The sequence below is a fragment of the Streptomyces sp. JL2001 genome (genome assembly GCF_050917515.1).
GTDB lineage: Bacteria > Actinomycetota > Actinomycetes > Streptomycetales > Streptomycetaceae > Streptomyces.
Genome location: NZ_CP169421.1, coordinates 6,399,048 through 6,417,430 on the forward strand (window position 1 = coordinate 6,399,048; position 18,383 = coordinate 6,417,430).

Genomic DNA, 18,383 nt, shown 5'->3' on the forward strand with positions numbered 1-18,383 from the left:
CCCCGCCGCCGGGAAGGGGACGTGGGTCACAGCCTGCCCACCCCTGGTGACCGATATCGTGGGCACGGGCCCTTCCACCGCCCCCACCAGCCGCTTCACCGCCGCAGCGGCCCCCGCACACGCCCCGCCCCTCCGAGGAGCCGCACGCCCATGGCCGAACACGCCGAGCACGTCGAGCACCCCGCCTACCCCGTCGGTCTGCGCCTCTCCGGCCGCCGCGTCGTCGTCTTCGGCGGAGGCCAGGTCGCCCAGCGCCGTCTTCCCACGCTGATCGCCTCGGGCGCCGACATCACCCTGGTCTCCCCGTCCGCCACCCCCTCCGTCGAGGCCATGGCGGAGGCCGGCGAGATCACCTGGGTCAGGCGCCGCTACCAGGACGGCGACATCGCCGACGCGTGGTACGCCCTCGTCGCGACCAGCGACCCGGTCGCCAACGCCGCCGCCTCCGCCGAGGCCGAGCGGACGAAGACGTGGTGCGTGCGCTCCGACGACGCCGAGGCGGCCACCGCGTGGACCCCGGCGACCGGCCGCAGCGAGGGCGTCACCGTCGCCGTGCTCACCGGCCACGACCCCCGCCGCTCCGCCACCGTGCGCGACGCGATCGTCGAGGGACTGCGGGACGGTTCGATCTCGGCCCCGCAGCACCGCTCCCGCGAGCCCTTCGTCGCACTGGTCGGCGGCGGACCCGGCGACCCGGACCTGATCACCGTCCGCGGGCGCCGGCTGCTCGCCGAGGCGGACGTCGTGATCGCCGACCGGCTCGGCCCGCGCGACCTCCTCAACGAACTCCCCCCGCACGTCGAGGTCATCGACGCGGCGAAGATCCCGTACGGCCGGTTCATGGCCCAGGAGGCCATCAACAACGCGCTCGTCGAGCACGCCAAGGCCGGCAGGTCCGTCGTCCGCCTCAAGGGCGGCGACCCCTTCGTGTTCGGCCGCGGCATGGAGGAGGCCCAGGCGCTGGCGGCCGAGGGCATCGCCTGCACCGTCGTCCCCGGCATCTCCAGCTCCATCTCCGTGCCGGGCGCGGCCGGCATCCCGGTCACCCACCGCGGCGTGGCCCACGAGTTCACCGTGGTCAGCGGCCACGTCGCGCCCGACGACCCGCGCTCGCTGGTCGACTGGGCCGCGATGGCCAGGCTCACCGGCACGCTCGTCGTCCTCATGGGCGTCGACAAGATCGGGAAGATCGCCGAGGCGCTCGTCGCCCACGGCAAGGACCCCGGCACGCCCCTCGCCCTGATCCAGGAGGGCACCACGGCCGCCCAGCGCCGGGTGGACGCCACCCTGGCCACGGTCGCCGAGACGGTCGTGGCGCAGGACGTCCGGCCGCCTGCCGTGATCGTCATCGGAGAGGTGGTGGGCGAGGGCCCCGGCAAGCTCGCCACGGGAGCCTCCGGCAGTAACCAGGGGTAACCGAACCCCGCCCCACACATTGGCACCGCATCCCGGACAAGGCAGTATCACCTCGTGGCCGAACTCATCACCATCGACGATCCCGACGACCCGCGCCTGCGCGACTACACGGGCCTGACCGACGTGGAGCTCCGCCGCAGACGCGAGCCCGCCGAGGGGCTGTTCATCGCCGAGGGCGAGAAGGTCATCCGCCGGGCCCGGCAGGCCGGCTACGAGATGCGGTCGATGCTGCTCTCCGCCAAGTGGGTCGACGTCATGCGCGACGTCATCGACGAGGTCCCGGCGCCCGTGTACGCGGTGCAGCCGGACCTCGCCGAGCGCGTCACCGGATACCACGTGCACCGGGGCGCCCTCGCCTCCATGCAGCGCAAGCCGCTGCCGACGGCCGTGGAACTCCTCGGCACGGCCCGCCGGGTCGCCGTCATGGAGTCCGTCAACGACCACACCAACATCGGCGCCATCTTCCGCAGCGCCGCCGCACTCGGCATGGACGCGGTGCTGCTCTCCCCGGACTGCGCCGACCCGCTGTACCGCCGCTCGGTGAAGGTCTCCATGGGTGCGGTCTTCTCCGTCCCCTACGCCCGCCTGGAGACCTGGCCCCGCGGCCTGGAGGCCGTCCGGGAGGCGGGCTTCAAGCTCCTCGCGCTCACCCCCGACGAGAAGGCGTCCCCGATCGACGTCGCGGCCCCGCACCGGCTGGAGCGGGCGGCGCTGATGCTCGGCGCCGAGGGCGACGGCCTGTCCGCGCAGGCGCTGCGCGCCGCCGACGAATGGGTCCGCATCCCGATGGCCCACGGCGTCGACTCCCTCAACGTCGGCGCGGCGGCGGCCGTCGCCTTCTACGCGGTCGCCTCCGGTCGGCCCCAGGACTGACTCACGGGTGCATGCGCGCCCCCTTGAGGACCTTGTCCACCGCGTTGCGCGGTCCGTACACGGCCGTCCCCACCAGGTCCAGCGCGTCCCTGCCCACGGCCCGGACGGCCGCCCGGTTGTCCCGGTCGTTGCCCGTGCCGAACAGGTCCGCGGTGAACACGGCCACCGGAAGCCCGCGCGACAGCGCGCGGGCGTGCGCGGCGGTGACCACCTCCTTCGTGCCCTCGAACACGAGCACCGGCTGCCGGAACATCGGCAGGTAGGCGGTGCCGTCGGCGTCCTCGTACGGCTCCCCGATCACCTCGGGCGACGCCGTGCCGAGACCGCTGACCAGGAAGGCCGTCACGTTCAGCCGCTGCCAGGGCTCCAGGTCCTCGCGCAGCAGTACGGCGATCTTGGTCTCGAAGCGCACCGGCGCGCCCCCGCCCGCCGTGCAGTCCTCCGCCGTCGCCGTCGCCGTCGCCTTCGCTTCGTTCTCGTCCGTCGTTCTCATGGTTCGAGACTGCGGGAGCCGCCCCGTCCCCGTCTTGTACGTTCTTTGCATGACGCCCCGGGAGGAGATCTCCGCGTGGCGCCCGCCGGTCCCGGGCGTCACCGAGGTCTTCCACGCCCGATTCACCGAGCACACCTACCCGTTGCACGTCCACGACGACTGGACACTGCTGATCGTCGACGACGGGGCGGTCCGCTACGACCTGGACCGCCACGAGCGCGGCACCCCGGACGGCACCGTCAGCCTCCTCCCGCCGTACGTGCCCCACAACGGCTCACCCGCCACGGCCCACGGCTTCCGCAAGCGGGTGCTCTACCTCGACATGACGCAGCTGGACGAGAGCCTCATCGGGCCGGCGGTCGACAGCCCCGACCTCGTCGATCCCGTCCTCCGCCGGCGCGTCGGACAGCTGCACACCGCCCTCGCCCACCCGGGCGAGGAGCTGGAGGCGGAGAGCCGGCTGGCCCTCATCGGCGGGCGCCTGCGGGCGCACCTGCGTCCCGCACCGTTGCCCGGCTCCGTACCAGGCCGATCCGTCCGTGCCGGGGGTGTCGCGCACGACCTGCGCGACCTGCTCGACGCCCGCCTGCGCGAGGGGATCACCCTCCAGGAGGCGGCCTCCCTCCTCCACGCCCATCCGGCGCACCTCGTCCGCGCGTTCGGCGCGGCCTTCGGCATCGCGCCGCATCAGTACGTGACGTCCCGCCGGGTGAGCCTCGCCCGCAGGCTGCTGCTCGACGGCCGGCCGCCGGGCGACGTGGCGCCCGCCGCCGGCTTCTACGACCAGGCGCACCTCACCCGGCACTTCAAGCGCGTCTGGGGCGTCACGCCGGGCCGGTACGCCCGCACCGGGCGCGCGGGCGCCGCCCGGCCGGTGGTGGATCAGCCCTGAAGCGCCTGGGCCGCCGCGATGCCCAGGGCGACGACCAGCGTCACCACGACGAAGACGAAGAGCCGTTGGCGCAGCAGGCGGGGATTGGCCGGCCGGCGCCCCGTCGAGGTGGTCCGTACGCCCGGCCGGGAGGGGGCGTGCCGTCCGTTCGTGCGTGACTGGGCGGCCCGTGACCCGCCGCCCGTACGCGGGGCGGACGGCCGGGACGCGGGTCCCTGGCCCTGGGTGCGGCCCTGGGTGGTGCGCTCGGTGTACCGCTCCGTCGGCCGGTTCTCCACCGACTGCTCGGTCCGCTCCCGCTGCGCCGGCGGCCGGGCGGCCGGCAGCCCCTGCGCCTCGCGCGCGGCGATCTCCTTCAGCCGCATGGACAGCTGCAGGGTGCTGGGCCGCTCCTCGGGGTCCTTCGCCAGACAGGCCCGCACGAGCGGGGCCAGCGCGTCGGGCACACCGTGCAGCTGCGGCTCCTCGTGCACCACCCGGTAGAGCATGACCTCGGAACTGCCGTGCCCGAAGGGGGAGTCCGCCATCGCCGCGTACGCGAGGGTGGCGCCCAGCGAGAACACGTCCGTCGCCGGGGTGACGGCTGCGCCCCGTACCTGCTCGGGCGCGAGGAACCCGGGGGACCCGACGGCCGTGCCCACGTGCGTGAGGGTGCTGGCGCCGGTGGCCCAGGCGATGCCGAAGTCGATGATCCGGGGGCCCTTGGGGGAGAGCAGGATGTTCGACGGCTTGAGGTCCCGGTGGACGACCCCGGCCTCGTGGACGGCGACCAGGCCCTCCGAGAGCGCCGCCCCGATCGAGGCGACGTCGGCGGCCCGCAGCGGGCCCTCCTCGGCGACGCGGTCGTGCAGCGAGGGGCCGGGCACGTACTGGGTGGCGAACCAGGGGCGGTCGGCGTCCAGGTCGGCGGCGACCAGCCGGGCCGTGCAGCCGCCCCGGATGCGCCGGGCGGCTGACACCTCGCGGGCGAACCGCGAACGGAACTCCTGGTCCTCGGCCAGATCGGGCCGGATCACCTTCAACGCCACCCGCTGCCCGCGCCGGTCGGACCCCAGGTACACGACCCCCATCCCGCCCGCGCCGAGTCGCCGGTGGAGCCGGAACGACCCGACGATCCGCGGATCCTCGCGCCGGAGCCGCATCATCGCCATGTCCGTCCCCTCGTCCGTTCGACGTGGCACAGCTTACGTATTGGCGCCTCGGTGCGCTCATAGGCCGCGCCCTCGCGAACGCATCGATTGTCAGTGCTGAGGAGGACACTTGAGGAGTGGTCAGGACGCCGCCGTCGCCGGGCGTCGAGACCGCGGGATTTCCCAATGTCCGGTCACAGAAGGGGGATTGGATCGATGAAGGGTGATCGCGTGGAGATTGTCGTGGATGCGGGGGACACGACACGGACGTACGAAGTGGTGGCAAGCCGGGCGGGTCGCAGGGTGGAGACGGCGGTCCGTCGCGGGGTGGTGGAAGTGAGCGAAGTCACGCGTACCGGAGTGGTCGTCCGGACCGCCCGCTTCATGGCGAGCCGGGTGCTGGCTCTGGTCGAGCAGCCGGTACCCCTCCGGGAAGACCCTCAGTCCTGGACCGGCGCCTCCACCCTGGGGAGTACGCCATGAGGGCGGGGGTCATCCTCCGGGAGGCCCGGAAGTCGGTACGCGGGCATGACGTCCGGGCGGCTCCCGCTCCCTAATGTTGAACTCAAGCGGCGGGGGCAGCACTCGTCCCCCGAGGTCACGCACCCGCCGCCCCAGGATTCGAACGGGAGAGGGCCCATGGCGTACACGGCATCGCGGATGAACACCCGTCCTTCGGGCCGCCGTCACCCCCTGGTGGCGACCGCCATGGTTCTCCCGCTCGCGGCCCTGCTCGTGGTCGTCTTCGGCGGCTGGGACGCGGTGGTCACTCAGGCGTCGTCCGTGGGCGTGATGCTGGGGCGCTGAGCGGCGCCCTGGACCCGGGTGAGCGGCCCGGGTCGGGGACATCCGGCCAACAACCCCGTGGGGACGGGGGTGCGGCGGACGACAGCGTGTGGCCGGTCAGCTGGGGAGCTGACCGGCCATCGCGCATTCCCGCCGCGGCTCCGCCCCGCCCTTCGCCCCTTCCCCTGTCGCGCGGGCCCGCCGTCGCGCCCCGGGCATCCGCGAGCGGCCTCCCCGGCCGCCGGGAAGCCCGCCACCCCGCCGTCGTCGGCGGCGTACGCTCCCCGGGTGCTGCCTGACGACCTCGACCTGCTCCACGCGCTCGCCCGCGACGCCGCCCACGCCGGCCGCGGCGGCGCCTGCTCCTGTGTCACGGGCGTCCTCGCCGACCGGGACGACGGGACCGTCGTGCGGCACGGCGCCGTCGTCGTCAAGGCCCACGCGCCGGGCACGGACCCCGCGGAGCACCGGGCCCGGATGGAGGTCGCCGCCCACCCGCACGCGGACGGCATCCTGCTGCGCCCCCTCCCGCTCCCGGACCGAGCCGTCGCCGAGCGCATCCCGACCGCCTGGTCCTACGGAAGCCCCGTGGACCCCGCGGACCCGGACGCGGCCCCCTGGGAGGAGGCCGCCCGGCTCCTCGCCCGGCTGCATCTGACCCTGCCGCCCCCGCGCCTCCCGGCCATGCGCGCCCCCGTCAAGGCCGCCCTCGCCGTGGACCGCATGCGCCGCTCCGGCGCCCCCGCTCCGGCCGTCGACGCCGTCCTGCGGGCCTGGCGCACCGTGCCGGGGACGATCGCGGACACCGGCCACCTCTGCCACGGCGACTTCCATCTCGGCCAGCTGGTCCGGGACGGGGCCGCCGGGGCCGGGCGCTGGCTCCTGATCGACGTCGACGACCTCGGCCGGGGCGACCCCGCGTGGGACCTGGCCCGCCCCGCCGCCTGGTACGCCGCGGGCATCCTGCCGCCGGACGTCTGGTCCCGCTTCCTGGACGCCTACCGCGCGGCCGGCGGCCCCGCGGTCGCCCCGGCCGGTCCCGGCCCGCTGCCGGTCACCGCACCGGCCTCCGGGGCCGACGACCCCTGGGTCCGGCTCGACCTCCCCGCACGTGCCCTGACGGTGCAGACCGCGGCGCTCGCGCTGGCCAAGTCCACCGCCGAGGGCCGCCCCCTCGACGAGGTGGAGGAAGTGATGATCGACACCTGCTCCCGAATCGGCTCCCTCCGAACCGAGTTGGCCCCGCCCGCGTCCGCATAGGGTGAAGGCACCTTTTCGAACGGCAGGGAGTTGAGCCGAGCATGCAGTGTCCCAAGTGCCATGCAGCGATGCACACGTACAACCGCAACGGCGTCCAGATCGAGCAGTGCAGCGGCTGCCGCGGGATATTCCTGGACTACGGCGAGCTGGAGGCCCTGACCCGTCTGGAGTCCCAGTGGGTGCAGCAGGCCCCGCCCGCCCCGGCCCCGCCGGCCTACCCGGCGCAGGGTGCCCCCGCCGCCCCCGCCTGGAGCGCGCCGCACCACGGCGGCCACCACGGCGGTCACTACCGTCAGCGCGGCTTCGGGCGCATGCTCTTCTCCTCCTGACCGGAGCGGGCACGAAGAAGCCCCCGGCCGCTCGAGGCGGCCGGGGGCTTCGTGTGGTGCGCGATACTGGGATTGAACCAGTGACCTCTTCCGTGTCAGGGAAGCGCTCTCCCGCTGAGCTAATCGCGCGGGTCGGTCCCAAACCATACAGGACCAGGTGCTTGCTGCGTGCGCGATACTGGGATTGAACCAGTGACCTCTTCCGTGTCAGGGAAGCGCTCTCCCGCTGAGCTAATCGCGCGGGGATCCTTGCGGACCAGATCCTTACGGATCAGTGGACGATACTGGGATTGAACCAGTGACCTCTTCCGTGTCAGGGAAGCGCTCTCCCGCTGAGCTAATCGTCCTTGGAGGTGGAGACGGGATTTGAACCCGTGTAGACGGCTTTGCAGGCCGTTGCCTCGCCTCTCGGCCACTCCACCAGGAGTGAATACAGGGGTTCGGGAAGATCCCCCACATCGAGCGGACGACGAGATTCGAACTCGCGACCCTCACCTTGGCAAGGTGATGCTCTACCAACTGAGCCACGTCCGCTTGTCGTTTCCGTTCCGCTTGCGCGTCCCGGCGACGTGTTGAACTCTAGCGGATTCCTGGGCCAGCACAAAAACGCGTTTCCGCAGCGTGCTGACGTGCGTGCGGAGGTGAGGGCCCGGCCCGTCGGGCGGGAGCGTTCGCGCGGCGTTCACTCCCCGTGTCCTCCGGGTGGCTCGCCGCCGCCCCCGGCCGCGACCCCGGCACCCTCCTCCGGGGCGTCCTAGACTCACATCCGTGCACTCCCTCGCTCCCATGGCCCGCTTCGGCGGCCTCGTCGCCACCGATCTGCGGGACGTCACCCGCGACCCCGAGGCCCTGGACTCGCGGGGCTTCTGGGCCGTCTCCGCCGACTTCGAAGGCCGTCTGACCTGCGCACGCTTCGGCGAGGTGCGCGAGGCCCCCGTTCCCGCGCCCGTCCCCGGAGCCTGGCGCGGCCCCGCCGCCGGCGACTGGACGTCCTCCCTCGACCGGGCCGCGTACACCGAGGGGGTGCGCCGGATCCGGGCCCACATCGCGCGCGGCGAGGTCTACCAGGCGAACCTCTGCCGCGTCCTGTCCGCGCCGCTGCCGGACCCGGCCGGAGCCGACGTCGACGCCCTGACGGCACTCCTGGCACGCGGCAACCCGGCCCCCTACGCGGGGACGATCCGGCTCCCCGCGCACGGCGTGGAGATCGCCACCGCCTCTCCCGAGCTCTATCTGCGCCGCGACCGCGAGGTCGTCACGTCGGGCCCCATCAAGGGGACCGGCCGCACCGCGGGGGACCTCCTGGAGAAGGACCACGCCGAGAACGTGATGATCGTGGACCTCGTGCGCAACGACCTGGGCCGGGTCTGCGCCACCGGATCGGTCTCCGTCCCCGAACTCTGCGCCGTCGAGGCGCACCCCGGTCTGGTGCACCTCGTCTCCACCGTCCGCGGCGAGCTCGCGGAGGGGGCCGGCTGGCGCGGTCTCCTCGACGCCACCTTCCCGCCCGGCTCCGTCACCGGCGCTCCGAAGTCCAGCGCCCTGCGGATCATCGAGGCGCTGGAGACCGCCCCGCGCGGCCCGTACTGCGGAGGTGTCGGCTGGGTCGACGCCGACCGGCGCACGGGGGAGCTGGCCGTCGGCATACGCACCTTCTGGATCGACCGCGCCGAGGGAGTGCTCCGCTTCGGCACCGGTGCCGGCATCACGTGGGGCTCCGACCCCGAGCGCGAATGGGCGGAGACCGAGCTCAAGGCCGAGCGGCTCCTCGCGGTAGCGTCTGGCACGTACGAGGCGAGCGGAAAGGCCATCTCTCGATGAAACTCTGGGTCAACGGCGGACTGTACGAGGTGGAGGAAGCCCGGGTCTCCGTCCTGGACCACGGGCTGACCGTCGGCGACGGGATCTTCGAAACGGTCAAGGCGGAGCGAGGCGAAACCTTTGCTCTCACCCTCCACCTGGAGCGCCTGACCCGCTCCGCCCGCGGCCTGGGCCTGCCCGACCCCGACCTCGACGAGGTACGGCGGGCGTGCGCCGCGGTCCTGGAGGCCAACCCCATGGAGCTCGGCCGGCTCCGCATCACGTACACCGGCGGCGTCTCCCCGCTCGGCTCCGAGCGCGGCGACGCCGGGGCCGGGCTCGTCGTGGCGCTCGGCGAGACCGGCCGCCGCCCCGACTCCACGGCCGTGATCACCGTGCCGTGGACCCGCAACGAGCGCGGCGCGCTCACCGGCCTGAAGACCACGTCGTACGCCGAGAACGTCGTGGCCCTGGCCAGGGCGCGCGAACAGGGCGCCTCGGAGGCGCTGTTCGCCAACACCGTCGGGCAGCTCTGCGAGGGCACCGGCTCCAACGTCTTCGTCGTGATCGACGGCCGGATCCACACCCCGCCGGTCTCCTCCGGCTGCCTGGCCGGGATCACCCGCGCGCTCGCCGTCGAGTGGACCGGCGCGCAGGAGACCGACCTGCCCCTCGACGTCCTGGAGAGCGCCGAGGAGATCTTCCTGACCTCGACGCTGCGGGACATCCAGGCCGTCCACCGGGTCGACGGCCGCGAGCCGGCCGGCGCCCCGGGGCCCGTGACGGCCAAGGCGATGCGGGTCTTCGACGAGCGCGCCGCGGCCGACCGGGACCCGCGCCTCGCGTAAAAGCGGATGACGGACGGCCGCAGGGTGGGTACAACACCGGTGATGACCACCACCCTGCGGCCGGTCGAGCCGCTTCAGCAGACGCCCGACGGCGGCCGTTCGCGCACCTACGACGTCTGTGTGAACAGCCGTCGCGTCGGCTCCGTCCACCTCGCCACCGCGCCGGGCTTCGGCCCCGGCGCCGGAGAGATCACCGCCCTCGGCATCGACGAGCCGGACCGTCGCCGGGGCCGCGGCACGGTCGCGGCACTGGCCGCCGAGGAGATCCTCCGGGGCTGGGGGTGCGGCCAGGTCCATGTCTCCGTTCCCGCCGGAGCCGATGCGGCGCTGCGGATGACCACCGCCCTCGGCTACACCGAACGCAGCCGGAACATGGTCAAGGCACTGCCGGCCGAGCCCCCGGCGCTGCCGGAGGGCGTCGAGATCCGCCCCATGGTCGAGGCCGAGTACGCGGCCTGGGAGGCGCGGGCGAAGAAGGGCTACGCGCAGAGCTGGATCGACCGGGGCGTGCCGGAGGACCAGGCGCGGGCCAAGGCCGAGGACAGCCACCGGACCCACCTCCCGCAGGGTCTCGCCACCCCCGGCGTCCGGATCAGCGTCGTGGTGCGGGACGGGCAGGTCGTGGGTCACCTCTGGACCGGCCGGATCGACCTCGAACCCGGGACCATGGGGGCGTACGTCTACGACATCGAGGTCGACGCGGCCCAGCGGGGCCGGGGCTACGGGCGCGCCCTCATGCTGCTCGCCGAACGGGTCGCGATCGAGGCCGGGGACAGCCGGCTCGGACTGCACGTCTTCGCGGGCAACACCCCGGCGCTCCGGCTCTACGAGTCGCTCGGCTACCGCACGACCCACGTCAACGGCTTCAAGCGCCTGGTCTAGCGAGGTGTGTCCTGCCGGGCTCCCGGCAGGACAACCCGGGGTCCGGGTCCCGGTGCCGGGATCAGCCGGCGAGCAGGCGGTCCGCGATCTCCTCGATGCGGGCGCGGAGCCCCTCCTGGCTCTTGCCGCCGTCCAGGCGCTCGCCGTCGATCACGTAGGTCGGGGTGCCGGTGACCTTGATCGCCTTGCCCTCGGCCTGGTCGGCGTCGACCACCAGGAGGTGCCGGCCGTCGATCAGTGCGGTGTCGAACTCCTCGGCGTCCAGGCCGAGTTCACCGGCCAGCTCGACCAGTAGCGGCTCGCCGCGCCCGTCCAGCTCCGCGGTCCTGGCCAGCAGCGCCTCCGCGTACGGCCAGCCCTGGCCCTGCTCGGCGGCCTGCTCGGCGGCCTGGGCGGCGGCGTACGCGTGCTTGTGCTTCTCCAGCGGGAAGTGCCGCAGCCGTACGTCGATCCGGTCGCCGTACTTCTCGCGCAGCGCGCGGACGTCGTCGAGCGCCTGGAAGCAGTCCGGGCACTGGAGGTCGAACCAGGCCTCCAGGACGACGGGGGAGGCGGAGGCGGTGGTGGAGTCACTCATGGGAGCAGTCTCCCAGCCGCGCGCGGCCCGGCCCAACCGGGACCCTGGGAGGAGATCATCCCTCGGCCGACCCGGAGATCTCCCTGATGTCGGCCCCGCGCCATGGCCCCGGACGGCCCGCCCGGTGCAGGATGGAAGGGACGTATCGCCCCTGCGCCAGGAGGATCGCATGCTTGCCGAGACCATTTGTTCCGCGGTGGCCGCGGCGGGCCTGGGCATCGCCGCGATCACGGCGTACCGCAGGCGGTTCCGGACCGCGGCCCGGATCGCCGCCTACTCGCTGGTGCCGCTGGGTCTGGTCATGACCGGTGCGGTGGAGTGGGCCTTCGACACCGCCTTCAGCCCGGTGGCCTGGGCCGGGTTCGGGGTGCTGGGCGCGGCCTGGCTGCTCTTCCTGTCGACCCGCGCCGTCGACCGCCGCCGTGGTGGCCGGAAGGCCGCGGACCAGGGGAGCCGTCCGGACCCGGTCGCGCCCGCCGCGTCCGCGCCCTCGCTGGGTCAGGGGCAGCGCGGCGCCGCCCCGAAGCCCAAGGCCGCCGCCCCCGCAGAGGACTTCAGCGACATCGAGGCGATTCTGAAGAAGCACGGAATCTGACGCCCGCGCGGTCGGCGCGGCGGCGGAGCATCCACGGAATGGGATGAACTCCCGCGTTCGTGGGGCGTGTTGCGGCGGGCTGTGACGCTCTCCTGCGTCATCATCCCCCCGAGATGCCGGATACCTCGCGGGAACGAGTCCCCGCCCCCATGAAGGAGCCGCGCGGCTGTCTGTTCGCGCTCTCCCAGCCGCCGTTGATGATCTTCCTCGCGGTGATCGGCTGTCTTCTCCTGATGGCCGCCGTACACGACCTGTTCCTGCTGTGAGGCGGGCACCCGCGACCGCGTCGGCGCCCCTGCTGCGGCGCGGCCCCGACCGGCACCGGCGGCGGATCAGCCCGCGGCCTCCTTGCGGCGCGCCCGGTAGGCGGCCACGTGCAGCCGGTTGCCGCAGGTGCGGCTGTCGCAGTAGCGGCGCGACCGGTTGCGCGACAGGTCGACGAAGGCGCGGCCGCAGTCCGGCGCCTCGCAGCGCCGCAGCCGCTCCTGCTCCCCGGCCACCACGATGAAGGCCAGGGCCATGCCGCAGTCGGCTCCGAGGTGGTCGGCGACCGATGCGCCCGGCGCGAAGTAGTGCACGTGCCAGTCGTAGCCGTCGTGATCCGTGAGCTGCGGGGTCGTGCCCGCGGCGGCGACCAGCTGGTTGATCAGCGTCGCCGCGATCCGGGCGTCCGGCGCTCCGAAGACGGCGGTGAACCTGCCCCGTACGTCCCGCACGGCGCGCAGGTCGCGCTCGTCGAGCACGCCCACGTCGCTGATGTCGTGGGCGCGCACGAAGGTCCGCAGCGCCTCGAGGTCCGCGAGTTCGTCGTCACGGTCGCCCTGCGGCGCGGTGTTCATCAGATCGACGACGGTGTCGAGGGCGATCCGGGTGTCGTGGGGGATCAGCACGATTCGCTCCCTGGCAGGCCGCGGGCGGGCGCCCGCGGAATTGCGCTGACTCTAGCGGCTCCGCCGCGGCCTGCCGGGAGCGGTCCGGAACCGGACGGGGTCGGCGCGGGGGCGGGGCCCGGACCGGCCCCGGCCCGCGCACGGCCCGGAAAACGGGCAACGGCGCCCCCGGCCGCGCCGGCTGCGCGGTGAGGACGCCGATGTCTGCCTTATGTGGTTGTCCGCGCGGCGCCGTCTCCCCGAGTCGGACGGCGCCGTGCGGCTCTCGGCCTGGCTCAGCTGTCGGCCAGGATGTGGGAGAGCTCCGTGTCGAGATCGAAGTGACGGTGCTCGGTGCCCGGTGGCACGGCGGCGTCGGTCCGCTTCAGGAACGACTCCAGGGCCCTCGCCGGGGCCTCGAGCAGGGCTTCGCCCTCGGGAGAACTCAACGCGATGCAGACGACGCCCTGACCGTGGCTGCGCGACGGCCAGACTCTGACGTCGCCGGTGCCGGTGGGCCGATGCAGCCCCTCGGCGAGAAGGTCGCGGGCGAAGACCCACTCGACCGTCTCCTCGGCTCCGGTGTGGAAGGTGGCGTGCACGGCATAGGGATCGGCCGTGTCATACCGCAGGCCCGCGGGTACAGGCAGTGAGGACTCGCTCGACACAACGAGGCGCAGGTGCAGCTCGCAGCTGACCGTGGTGTTCATAAGCGCCAGGGCCTTTCGCTCAGTGTGCGCTCGGGGATTCGCACGTCGGCGAAATCGACATGCCACCTACGGTGCCGTTGTAAACCCCTCTGTCTGTTTTGTGATCGTTCAGGTAGCTCGTATGGGGGTGCGTGACCTCGGGTAATACCCCCATTCCGGTGACCGTCCGGAATCCGGTAAGTTGGGGTCATGAATGCGGAGAGTGACGAGCGGTCCGGGGAGCCCACGGCCGACGGCGAGGCCGAGCTCGGCTCCCGGGCCCCGGCCTTCATCAAGGCCCGCCGGAGCCTGCACCTGAGCTGGCAGGTCGGCGTCTTCATCGTGGGGCTCGCGGTCGTCGGCGGCGGCATCGTGATGCTGCCCCTGCCCGGCCCCGGCTGGCTGGTCATCTTCGGCGGCATGGCGATCTGGGCGACCGAGTTCGTCTGGGCACAGCTCGTGCTGCGGTGGACGAAGCGGAAGGTCACCGAGGCCGCCCAGCGCGCCCTCGACCCGAAGGTCCGCCGGCGCAACATCATCCTCACCACGATCGGCCTGGTGATCATCGCCGTGCTCGTCGGGATCTACCTCTGGAAGTACGGCTTCGTCATGCCGTGGAAGATCGACCGGTGACCCGGACGCCGGTCCGGGGGACCCGCTGACATGGGGTAATGTTTGCGGTGCGCCCGGGCGATTAGCTCAGTGGGAGAGCGCTTCGTTCACACCGAAGAGGTCACTGGTTCGAACCCAGTATCGCCCACCCCGGACCGAAGGCCCGGAGACGGAATCACGTCTCCGGGCCTTCGGCGTTCCCCGGCCGCGGTGTCCCGCGGCGGGGGGCGACCGGTTCGGCTACCGCATGCGGCCCAGGCGCTCCCGGAGCCGGCGGGCGTCCCGCAGCCGCTGCTCGTACGTCGCGCCGACCCCCAGGAGCAGCAGGCCGGCCAGCGCCGGCGGCAGCCAGCGGGGCAGTGCCCCCACGGCCTGCACCACGTACGGGGCCAGCTCGTGCAGCCCGTCGAGGGCCAGGACCGTGCCGCCGAGCACCAGCAGCGCCTGGAGCCGGAAGCGGGCGCCGAGCAGGGTCACCGCCAGCGAGGCCACCCCGAGGATCAGCGGACGCGGCCAGTCGGGATCCGTCCAGGCGGCGAAGAGGCTCGGTACCAGCGTGACGGCCAGGCCCGGGCCGTACGCCGCCCAGGAGGAGGCCTCCGGGTCGCGTCGCCGGCGCAGCACGCCGACCGCCAGGGCGGGGACGGTGACCGGAAGCGTGTACGCCTCCGGGGTCGTCACGTCCCACACCGCGAGGCGCACCCAGGTGGCGAGCAGGAACAGCGCCGCCGCGGCCCACGAGGCCGCCGGGCGCCGCTCGGGCCGGACCGCCGTCGCCGCCGCGATCACCCCGGCGAGCGCGAGCACCAGCGCGAGCACCGCCGGCCGGGAGACCGCGAGGCCGACCGCGAGCAGCCCCGCGACGGCGCCGGTCAGCTCCACCGGCAGCGCCACCGGATGCCGCCGGAGCCGCGCGCCGACGGCGGCGGTGAGGGCCGGGACCACGAGCAGCGCCAGGGCCGCCAGGTGGGCCGGCAGCTCCGCGGCGGCGGTTCCCGCCCCCACGAGCCCGGTCGCCGTCACGACCGCCGCGCAGGCGGCCACGGCCCGCCGGCCGCCCTCGGCCAGGAATCCGGTGACCGCGAAGAGCGCCGTCAGGAGCCCCAGCGCGGCGAAGGTCGCGGCGCGCGTGTCCAGCGCCGCCGCCGTCGCGCTCAGCGCGGACGCGAGACCGCAGGCGAACGCGGACCACGCGAGGACCTCGCGCGGCGGGGCCGGCGCGGTGGCCGTCGGAACGGGGCGGGGCCCCCAGCCCGGCCGGGACGACTCCGCGCCGCCGCCCGCGCCCGCGCCGCCGGAACCGGCCGCGTCCGGGGAGTCGGAAGGGCCGGCCGCCGTGCCCGGGGCGCCCGCCGCGGAGGCGCCGTCCACGGGCTCGCCCGCCGACGGCCCCGCGGTGCCCGGCCCACGGACCGGTGCGCGGAGCCCCCGGGTCGCCGGGTCCGGCCGGACCGCGACGAGCAGGGCCGCCGCGGTGGTCAGGAGCTGGAGCGTCAGCGTCGCGCCGTAGGGGAGCCCCGGCGAGACGGGCAGCGAGGTCAGCAGGGCCCACGCCAGGAAGAGGGCGCCGCAGCGGGCCCACAGCCGCGGCACCGCCGCCAGGGCGGCCGTGCCCACGAGCAGGACCAGCGGGGCCGTCGCCGGGTACGAGGCGAGCACCGGCTCGGCGTGCGCGCCCGACCACACCTCAGTCGACCGCGCCGCCGGTGACAGCAGCCCCGCCACCACCGGGGGCAGCGCCCAGGCCACGCCCAGGGCGAGGACGCCCGCCCCCGCACCCGCCAGACCCCGCCGCACCGCACGGGGCGCCGCCGACCGCAGCACCGCCGCCAGGGCGACCGCGCACAGCACGTACCCCGGCACCGTCCAGCCCTCGGGGGCGACCGCGCGCAGCACGCCGCCGGCCGCGGCGATCACCGCGAGACCGGCCACCACGGCCGCCGCCTCCGCGAGCGGGGCCACCCGCCACGCCACGTACAGCGCCACCGCCGCGCCGGCGAGCAGCAGCGCGCCCGCCGGGATCGGCGACGTCAGCGACAGCCAGCCGCCCGTCAGCAGTGCCCAGCCGCCCAGGGCCAGGCTTCCGGCGCCCGCCGTGATCCGCACGGCCGCCGAGGTCGCCCGCAGCGCCACCGCCACATCCGCCGCGGCCGTCGCCAGCGCGGCCCAGGCCAGCGCCGAAGGGCCGCCGTCCGCCGCCACCACCCCCAGCAGCAAGGGGAGTTGGGCCGTCGCCACCGCCACCGGCAGCGGTCCCCGCAGTCGCCCTCGGCCGTACGCCGCCCACGCCCCCGCGAGCACGGCCGACGCCACCGCCGCGTAGCCCACGCCGTCCGTGTCCGCCAGGGCCACGCGGTGCAGCGCGTACGCGTCGAGCACCATCAGCGCCATGCCCAGTGCCGCCACCGCTTCCGCCGTGGAGGCCAGGCCGCGGCGCAGCAGCGCCACCGGCGCGGCCAGCGCCGCCGAGGTCACCACGACGAGCACGGCCGCACGGCCGCCGATCCCCATCGAACCCCAGCTCACCAGGGTGAAGGCGACCGCCGCGATCGTCAGCAGGGCGCCGCCCAGCGTCAGCAGGACGTTCTGCGCGCTGCGCGGCGTCGAGTCCGCGAGCGGGCGCGAAGGGGCGGGCGGACCGGCCGGCTGCGCGGCGGCCCGCGCCACGGGTGCGGCGAGGACCTGCAGCAGCCAGGCCCGGCGGGCCAGCAACTGGGACCGTCGGGTGTCGAGTTGGGCCAGCTCGCGGTCGACGAGCACCAGCTCGTCCGCGGGTGGCAGGGCGTTCTCCATATGCGGAGTGTGTCCCCGGACACACCGCGAGGCATGCGCGCGGGTACTCATCTCCGGCCCTGAGTACGTACACACGGGGCACACTGGGGGCATGGACTGGTGCCGCTACCGCTTCCGCAGCGTCTGGCAGTTGGCCGCTCCGCCCGACGCCGTCTACGCCGTCCTCGAGGACGCCGGTGGCTACCCGCGATGGTGGCCCCAGGTCCGCGAGGTCGTGCCCGTCGACGAGGTCACCGGCACCGCCCGGTTCCGCTCCGTCCTCCCGTACGACCTCGTCGTCACCCTTTCGGCCCGGCGCCGTGAACCCGCGGCCCGCGTCCTGGAGGTCGACCTGGGCGGCGACCTGGAGGGCTGGGTGCGCTGGACCCTGACCGGCCACCGGTCCGGCACGCGGGCCGTCTACGAGCAGGAGGTCGAGGTCCGCAACCCGCTGATGCGCCGGTTCGCCGTCCCGGGGAGGCCGCTCTTCCTGGCCAACCACGCCCTGATGATGCGCGGCGGACGGCGCGGTCTCGCGGCACGGCTTCGCGCGGTTTGAACGAAACCCGCCGGGACCTGTATGGTTCAACCCGTTCCCGGGCGATTAGCTCAGCGGGAGAGCACTTCGTTCACACCGAAGGGGTCACTGGTTCGATCCCAGTATCGCCCACCGGGAGAGGCCGGTCCGTCAGCAGACGGACCGGCCTTCCGCATGCCGGGGCCCTGTCGCGGGATCCCGCGGCTCGGCGGGCGCCCCGGGGAGCGTCTCGTCGATCCCGCCGGGCCGCCTGATCGACAGGACACCCCCTACGCCGCCGTCCGCAGCTCCGGACGGAGCGGCCAGGCGGGATCCACCGCCTCCGGCGTCCCGTTGCGCGCGAACCACGCCTGCAGCCCGCGCGCCTGTGCCGCGTGCCACACGGCCTGCAGGGTGTGCAGCTCGGCCGGCGACAGACGTTCCAGCCGGGACGCGAACCGCCGCGCCACCGCCCGTACGACGTCCAGCGCGGCGGTCGCGTCCGCCGCCGCGTCGTGCGCTCCGTCCAGCTCCACCCCGTACTGCTCGCACAGGTCCGTCAGCGTCCGGCGGCCCTTGCGGTACCGGTCCAGATGCTTGTCGAGCACCCGCGGATCCAGCACGCACAGCGGGGCGTTCCGGAGGTATCCGCCCAGCGAGGAGGCGCGGTGGCGGCGCAGCTCGCGGTCCAGGATCGTCAGATCGAAGGGCGCGTTCATCACCACCAGCGGCCGGCCCGCCGCGCACTGCTCGGCCAGGGCCCGCGCCAGCTCCTCCATCACCGGCGCCGGCCAGCGTCCGTTCCGTTGCAGGTGATCGTCCGTCAGTCCGTGTACCGCGGTGGCCCCTTCGGGCACGGGCACGCCCGGGTTGACGAGCCAGCGCGTCACCCGCGGGCGCCCGCCCGCCGTGTCCTGGACGACGAGGGCGGCCGAGACGATCCGGTCCTCCTCGACGTCGACTCCTGTGGTTTCCGTGTCGAATGAGGCCAGGGGCCCCTCGTACCAGTGCGTCATCCCCGAACTCCTCGCACCTGTGCGGCA

At 74.2% G+C, this 18,383-nt stretch carries 20 protein-coding genes and 7 tRNA genes; 15 read left to right on the top strand and 12 right to left on the bottom strand.

Going from position 1 to position 18,383, the window contains the following annotated elements; genetic code table 11:
* Nucleotides 1-150: 150 nt before the first annotated feature.
* Together cobA and ACE1OA_RS28555 are read left to right on the top strand one after the other, a co-directional pair.
* Nucleotides 151-1,416, top strand: a complete 1,266-nt coding sequence (gene cobA, locus ACE1OA_RS28550) for a uroporphyrinogen-III C-methyltransferase (protein ID WP_432753587.1) — start codon at nucleotides 151-153, stop codon at nucleotides 1,414-1,416.
* Nucleotides 1,417-1,470: 54 nt separating this feature from the next.
* A complete protein-coding gene (locus ACE1OA_RS28555) occupies nucleotides 1,471-2,289 on the top strand; it encodes a TrmH family RNA methyltransferase (protein WP_147977151.1) in 819 nt (272 codons plus the stop codon).
* Between the two features lies 1 nt (nucleotide 2,290).
* Here ACE1OA_RS28555 and ACE1OA_RS28560 read toward each other — a convergent pair whose 3' ends face one another.
* Complete coding sequence (locus ACE1OA_RS28560; RefSeq protein ID WP_432753588.1) at nucleotides 2,291-2,782, bottom strand: DUF2000 family protein; 492 nt, start codon at nucleotides 2,780-2,782, stop codon at nucleotides 2,291-2,293.
* Between the two features lie 49 nt (nucleotides 2,783-2,831).
* Here ACE1OA_RS28560 and ACE1OA_RS28565 point away from each other — a divergent pair, with 49 nt between their 5' ends.
* Nucleotides 2,832-3,674, top strand: a complete 843-nt coding sequence (locus ACE1OA_RS28565) for a helix-turn-helix domain-containing protein (protein ID WP_432753589.1) — start codon at nucleotides 2,832-2,834, stop codon at nucleotides 3,672-3,674.
* On the opposite strand, the gene ACE1OA_RS28570 is transcribed toward ACE1OA_RS28565, so the two are convergent.
* Nucleotides 3,665-4,825, bottom strand: a complete 1,161-nt coding sequence (locus ACE1OA_RS28570) for a serine/threonine-protein kinase (protein WP_432753590.1) — start codon at nucleotides 4,823-4,825, stop codon at nucleotides 3,665-3,667. The genes ACE1OA_RS28565 and ACE1OA_RS28570 overlap by 10 nt on opposite strands.
* 195 nt (nucleotides 4,826-5,020) lie before the next feature.
* Here ACE1OA_RS28570 and ACE1OA_RS28575 point away from each other — a divergent pair, with 195 nt between their 5' ends.
* From ACE1OA_RS28575 to ACE1OA_RS28590, 4 genes are all read left to right on the top strand, one after another.
* On the top strand, nucleotides 5,021-5,287 hold the full coding sequence (locus ACE1OA_RS28575) for a hypothetical protein (protein WP_356600942.1): 267 nt from the start codon (nucleotides 5,021-5,023) through the stop codon (nucleotides 5,285-5,287).
* A gap of 156 nt (nucleotides 5,288-5,443) precedes the next feature.
* Nucleotides 5,444-5,611, top strand: coding sequence for a hypothetical protein (locus ACE1OA_RS28580; protein WP_187282609.1), 168 nt, complete (start codon nucleotides 5,444-5,446; stop codon nucleotides 5,609-5,611).
* A gap of 267 nt (nucleotides 5,612-5,878) precedes the next feature.
* The gene (locus ACE1OA_RS28585) at nucleotides 5,879-6,850 is read left to right on the top strand and encodes a phosphotransferase (RefSeq protein WP_432753591.1); all 972 of its coding nucleotides are present in this window, start codon (nucleotides 5,879-5,881) and stop codon (nucleotides 6,848-6,850) included.
* Nucleotides 6,851-6,891: 41 nt separating this feature from the next.
* Nucleotides 6,892-7,179: a zf-TFIIB domain-containing protein gene (locus tag ACE1OA_RS28590; protein WP_384871778.1), complete on the top strand. Its 288-nt coding sequence runs from the start codon at nucleotides 6,892-6,894 to the stop codon at nucleotides 7,177-7,179.
* A gap of 54 nt (nucleotides 7,180-7,233) precedes the next feature.
* Here the strand turns inward: ACE1OA_RS28590 and ACE1OA_RS28595 are convergent.
* From ACE1OA_RS28595 to ACE1OA_RS28615, 5 genes are all read right to left on the bottom strand, one after another.
* Nucleotides 7,234-7,308: transfer RNA gene (locus ACE1OA_RS28595), tRNA-Val, on the bottom strand.
* A gap of 40 nt (nucleotides 7,309-7,348) precedes the next feature.
* Nucleotides 7,349-7,420, bottom strand: a tRNA-Val gene (locus ACE1OA_RS28600).
* 34 nt (nucleotides 7,421-7,454) lie between these two features.
* Nucleotides 7,455-7,526 (bottom strand) — tRNA-Val (locus tag ACE1OA_RS28605).
* Nucleotide 7,527: 1 nt separating this feature from the next.
* Nucleotides 7,528-7,601: transfer RNA gene (locus ACE1OA_RS28610), tRNA-Cys, on the bottom strand.
* Between the two features lie 39 nt (nucleotides 7,602-7,640).
* Nucleotides 7,641-7,713 (bottom strand) — tRNA-Gly (locus ACE1OA_RS28615).
* A gap of 234 nt (nucleotides 7,714-7,947) precedes the next feature.
* Between ACE1OA_RS28615 and ACE1OA_RS28620 the strand changes: the two genes are divergently transcribed.
* Genes ACE1OA_RS28620 through ACE1OA_RS28630 form a run of 3 tightly spaced genes read left to right on the top strand, consistent with a single transcriptional unit; the run spans nucleotide 7,948 to nucleotide 10,709 of the window.
* Nucleotides 7,948-9,000, top strand: coding sequence for a chorismate-binding protein (locus tag ACE1OA_RS28620; RefSeq protein ID WP_384871781.1), 1,053 nt, complete (start codon nucleotides 7,948-7,950; stop codon nucleotides 8,998-9,000).
* A complete protein-coding gene (locus ACE1OA_RS28625; RefSeq protein ID WP_432753592.1) occupies nucleotides 8,997-9,827 on the top strand; it encodes an aminotransferase class IV in 831 nt (276 codons plus the stop codon). The genes ACE1OA_RS28620 and ACE1OA_RS28625 overlap by 4 nt, the downstream gene beginning before the upstream one ends.
* Nucleotides 9,828-9,869: 42 nt before the next feature.
* Entirely contained in the window at nucleotides 9,870-10,709 is an 840-nt protein-coding gene (locus tag ACE1OA_RS28630) for a GNAT family N-acetyltransferase (protein WP_356780376.1), read from the top strand.
* Nucleotides 10,710-10,770: 61 nt separating this feature from the next.
* On the opposite strand, the gene ACE1OA_RS28635 is transcribed toward ACE1OA_RS28630, so the two are convergent.
* Nucleotides 10,771-11,286, bottom strand: a complete 516-nt coding sequence (locus tag ACE1OA_RS28635) for a DsbA family protein (RefSeq protein ID WP_432753593.1) — start codon at nucleotides 11,284-11,286, stop codon at nucleotides 10,771-10,773.
* Nucleotides 11,287-11,455: 169 nt separating this feature from the next.
* Here ACE1OA_RS28635 and ACE1OA_RS28640 point away from each other — a divergent pair, with 169 nt between their 5' ends.
* Nucleotides 11,456-11,881, top strand: coding sequence for a hypothetical protein (locus tag ACE1OA_RS28640; protein ID WP_356600935.1), 426 nt, complete (start codon nucleotides 11,456-11,458; stop codon nucleotides 11,879-11,881).
* A 332-nt stretch (nucleotides 11,882-12,213) separates the two neighbouring features.
* Here ACE1OA_RS28640 and ACE1OA_RS28645 read toward each other — a convergent pair whose 3' ends face one another.
* Together ACE1OA_RS28645 and ACE1OA_RS28650 are read right to left on the bottom strand one after the other, a co-directional pair.
* Nucleotides 12,214-12,771 (bottom strand): CGNR zinc finger domain-containing protein, encoded by a 558-nt coding sequence (locus tag ACE1OA_RS28645; RefSeq protein ID WP_147977142.1) that lies wholly within the window; start codon nucleotides 12,769-12,771, stop codon nucleotides 12,214-12,216.
* 275 nt (nucleotides 12,772-13,046) lie between these two features.
* On the bottom strand, nucleotides 13,047-13,460 hold the full coding sequence (locus tag ACE1OA_RS28650) for an SsgA family sporulation/cell division regulator (protein ID WP_015032345.1): 414 nt from the start codon (nucleotides 13,458-13,460) through the stop codon (nucleotides 13,047-13,049).
* 189 nt (nucleotides 13,461-13,649) lie between these two features.
* Between ACE1OA_RS28650 and ACE1OA_RS28655 the strand changes: the two genes are divergently transcribed.
* Together ACE1OA_RS28655 and ACE1OA_RS28660 are read left to right on the top strand one after the other, a co-directional pair.
* Nucleotides 13,650-14,072, top strand: a complete 423-nt coding sequence (locus ACE1OA_RS28655; protein WP_356600934.1) for a TIGR02611 family protein — start codon at nucleotides 13,650-13,652, stop codon at nucleotides 14,070-14,072.
* A 55-nt stretch (nucleotides 14,073-14,127) separates the two neighbouring features.
* A tRNA-Val gene (locus ACE1OA_RS28660) sits at nucleotides 14,128-14,199 on the top strand.
* Nucleotides 14,200-14,291: 92 nt separating this feature from the next.
* Here ACE1OA_RS28660 and ACE1OA_RS28665 read toward each other — a convergent pair.
* Nucleotides 14,292-16,844 carry an SCO7613 C-terminal domain-containing membrane protein gene (locus tag ACE1OA_RS28665; RefSeq protein WP_432753594.1) on the bottom strand — a complete coding sequence of 851 codons (2,553 nt, stop codon included), beginning with the start codon at nucleotides 16,842-16,844 and terminating at the stop codon, nucleotides 14,292-14,294.
* A gap of 91 nt (nucleotides 16,845-16,935) precedes the next feature.
* On the opposite strand from ACE1OA_RS28665, the gene ACE1OA_RS28670 reads away from it, so the two are divergent.
* Both ACE1OA_RS28670 and ACE1OA_RS28675 read left to right on the top strand, forming a co-directional pair.
* On the top strand, nucleotides 16,936-17,382 hold the full coding sequence (locus tag ACE1OA_RS28670; protein WP_384871792.1) for an SRPBCC family protein: 447 nt from the start codon (nucleotides 16,936-16,938) through the stop codon (nucleotides 17,380-17,382).
* A 39-nt stretch (nucleotides 17,383-17,421) separates the two neighbouring features.
* Nucleotides 17,422-17,493: transfer RNA gene (locus ACE1OA_RS28675), tRNA-Val, on the top strand.
* Between the two features lie 137 nt (nucleotides 17,494-17,630).
* Here the strand turns inward: ACE1OA_RS28675 and ACE1OA_RS28680 are convergent.
* Nucleotides 17,631-18,356 (bottom strand): 3'-5' exonuclease, encoded by a 726-nt coding sequence (locus tag ACE1OA_RS28680; RefSeq protein WP_356600931.1) that lies wholly within the window; start codon nucleotides 18,354-18,356, stop codon nucleotides 17,631-17,633.
* Between the last annotated feature and the right edge of the window lie 27 nt (nucleotides 18,357-18,383).

Coding starts and splice junctions, on each gene's coding strand:
- ACE1OA_RS28590 (WP_384871778.1), top strand. CDS start 6,892: ATGCAGTGTCCCAAGTGCCATGCAGCGATGCACACGTACAACCGCAAC.
- ACE1OA_RS28650 (WP_015032345.1), bottom strand. CDS start 13,460: ATGAACACCACGGTCAGCTGCGAGCTGCACCTGCGCCTCGTTGTGTCG.
- ACE1OA_RS28625 (WP_432753592.1), top strand. CDS start 8,997: ATGAAACTCTGGGTCAACGGCGGACTGTACGAGGTGGAGGAAGCCCGG.
- ACE1OA_RS28665 (WP_432753594.1), bottom strand. CDS start 16,844: ATGGAGAACGCCCTGCCACCCGCGGACGAGCTGGTGCTCGTCGACCGC.
- ACE1OA_RS28640 (WP_356600935.1), top strand. CDS start 11,456: ATGCTTGCCGAGACCATTTGTTCCGCGGTGGCCGCGGCGGGCCTGGGC.
- ACE1OA_RS28630 (WP_356780376.1), top strand. CDS start 9,870: ATGACCACCACCCTGCGGCCGGTCGAGCCGCTTCAGCAGACGCCCGAC.
- cobA (WP_432753587.1), top strand. CDS start 151: ATGGCCGAACACGCCGAGCACGTCGAGCACCCCGCCTACCCCGTCGGT.
- ACE1OA_RS28565 (WP_432753589.1), top strand. CDS start 2,832: ATGACGCCCCGGGAGGAGATCTCCGCGTGGCGCCCGCCGGTCCCGGGC.
- ACE1OA_RS28655 (WP_356600934.1), top strand. CDS start 13,650: ATGAATGCGGAGAGTGACGAGCGGTCCGGGGAGCCCACGGCCGACGGC.
- ACE1OA_RS28635 (WP_432753593.1), bottom strand. CDS start 11,286: ATGAGTGACTCCACCACCGCCTCCGCCTCCCCCGTCGTCCTGGAGGCC.
- ACE1OA_RS28575 (WP_356600942.1), top strand. CDS start 5,021: ATGAAGGGTGATCGCGTGGAGATTGTCGTGGATGCGGGGGACACGACA.
- ACE1OA_RS28560 (WP_432753588.1), bottom strand. CDS start 2,782: ATGAGAACGACGGACGAGAACGAAGCGAAGGCGACGGCGACGGCGACG.
- ACE1OA_RS28570 (WP_432753590.1), bottom strand. CDS start 4,825: ATGGCGATGATGCGGCTCCGGCGCGAGGATCCGCGGATCGTCGGGTCG.
- ACE1OA_RS28580 (WP_187282609.1), top strand. CDS start 5,444: ATGGCGTACACGGCATCGCGGATGAACACCCGTCCTTCGGGCCGCCGT.
- ACE1OA_RS28670 (WP_384871792.1), top strand. CDS start 16,936: ATGGACTGGTGCCGCTACCGCTTCCGCAGCGTCTGGCAGTTGGCCGCT.
- ACE1OA_RS28680 (WP_356600931.1), bottom strand. CDS start 18,356: ATGACGCACTGGTACGAGGGGCCCCTGGCCTCATTCGACACGGAAACC.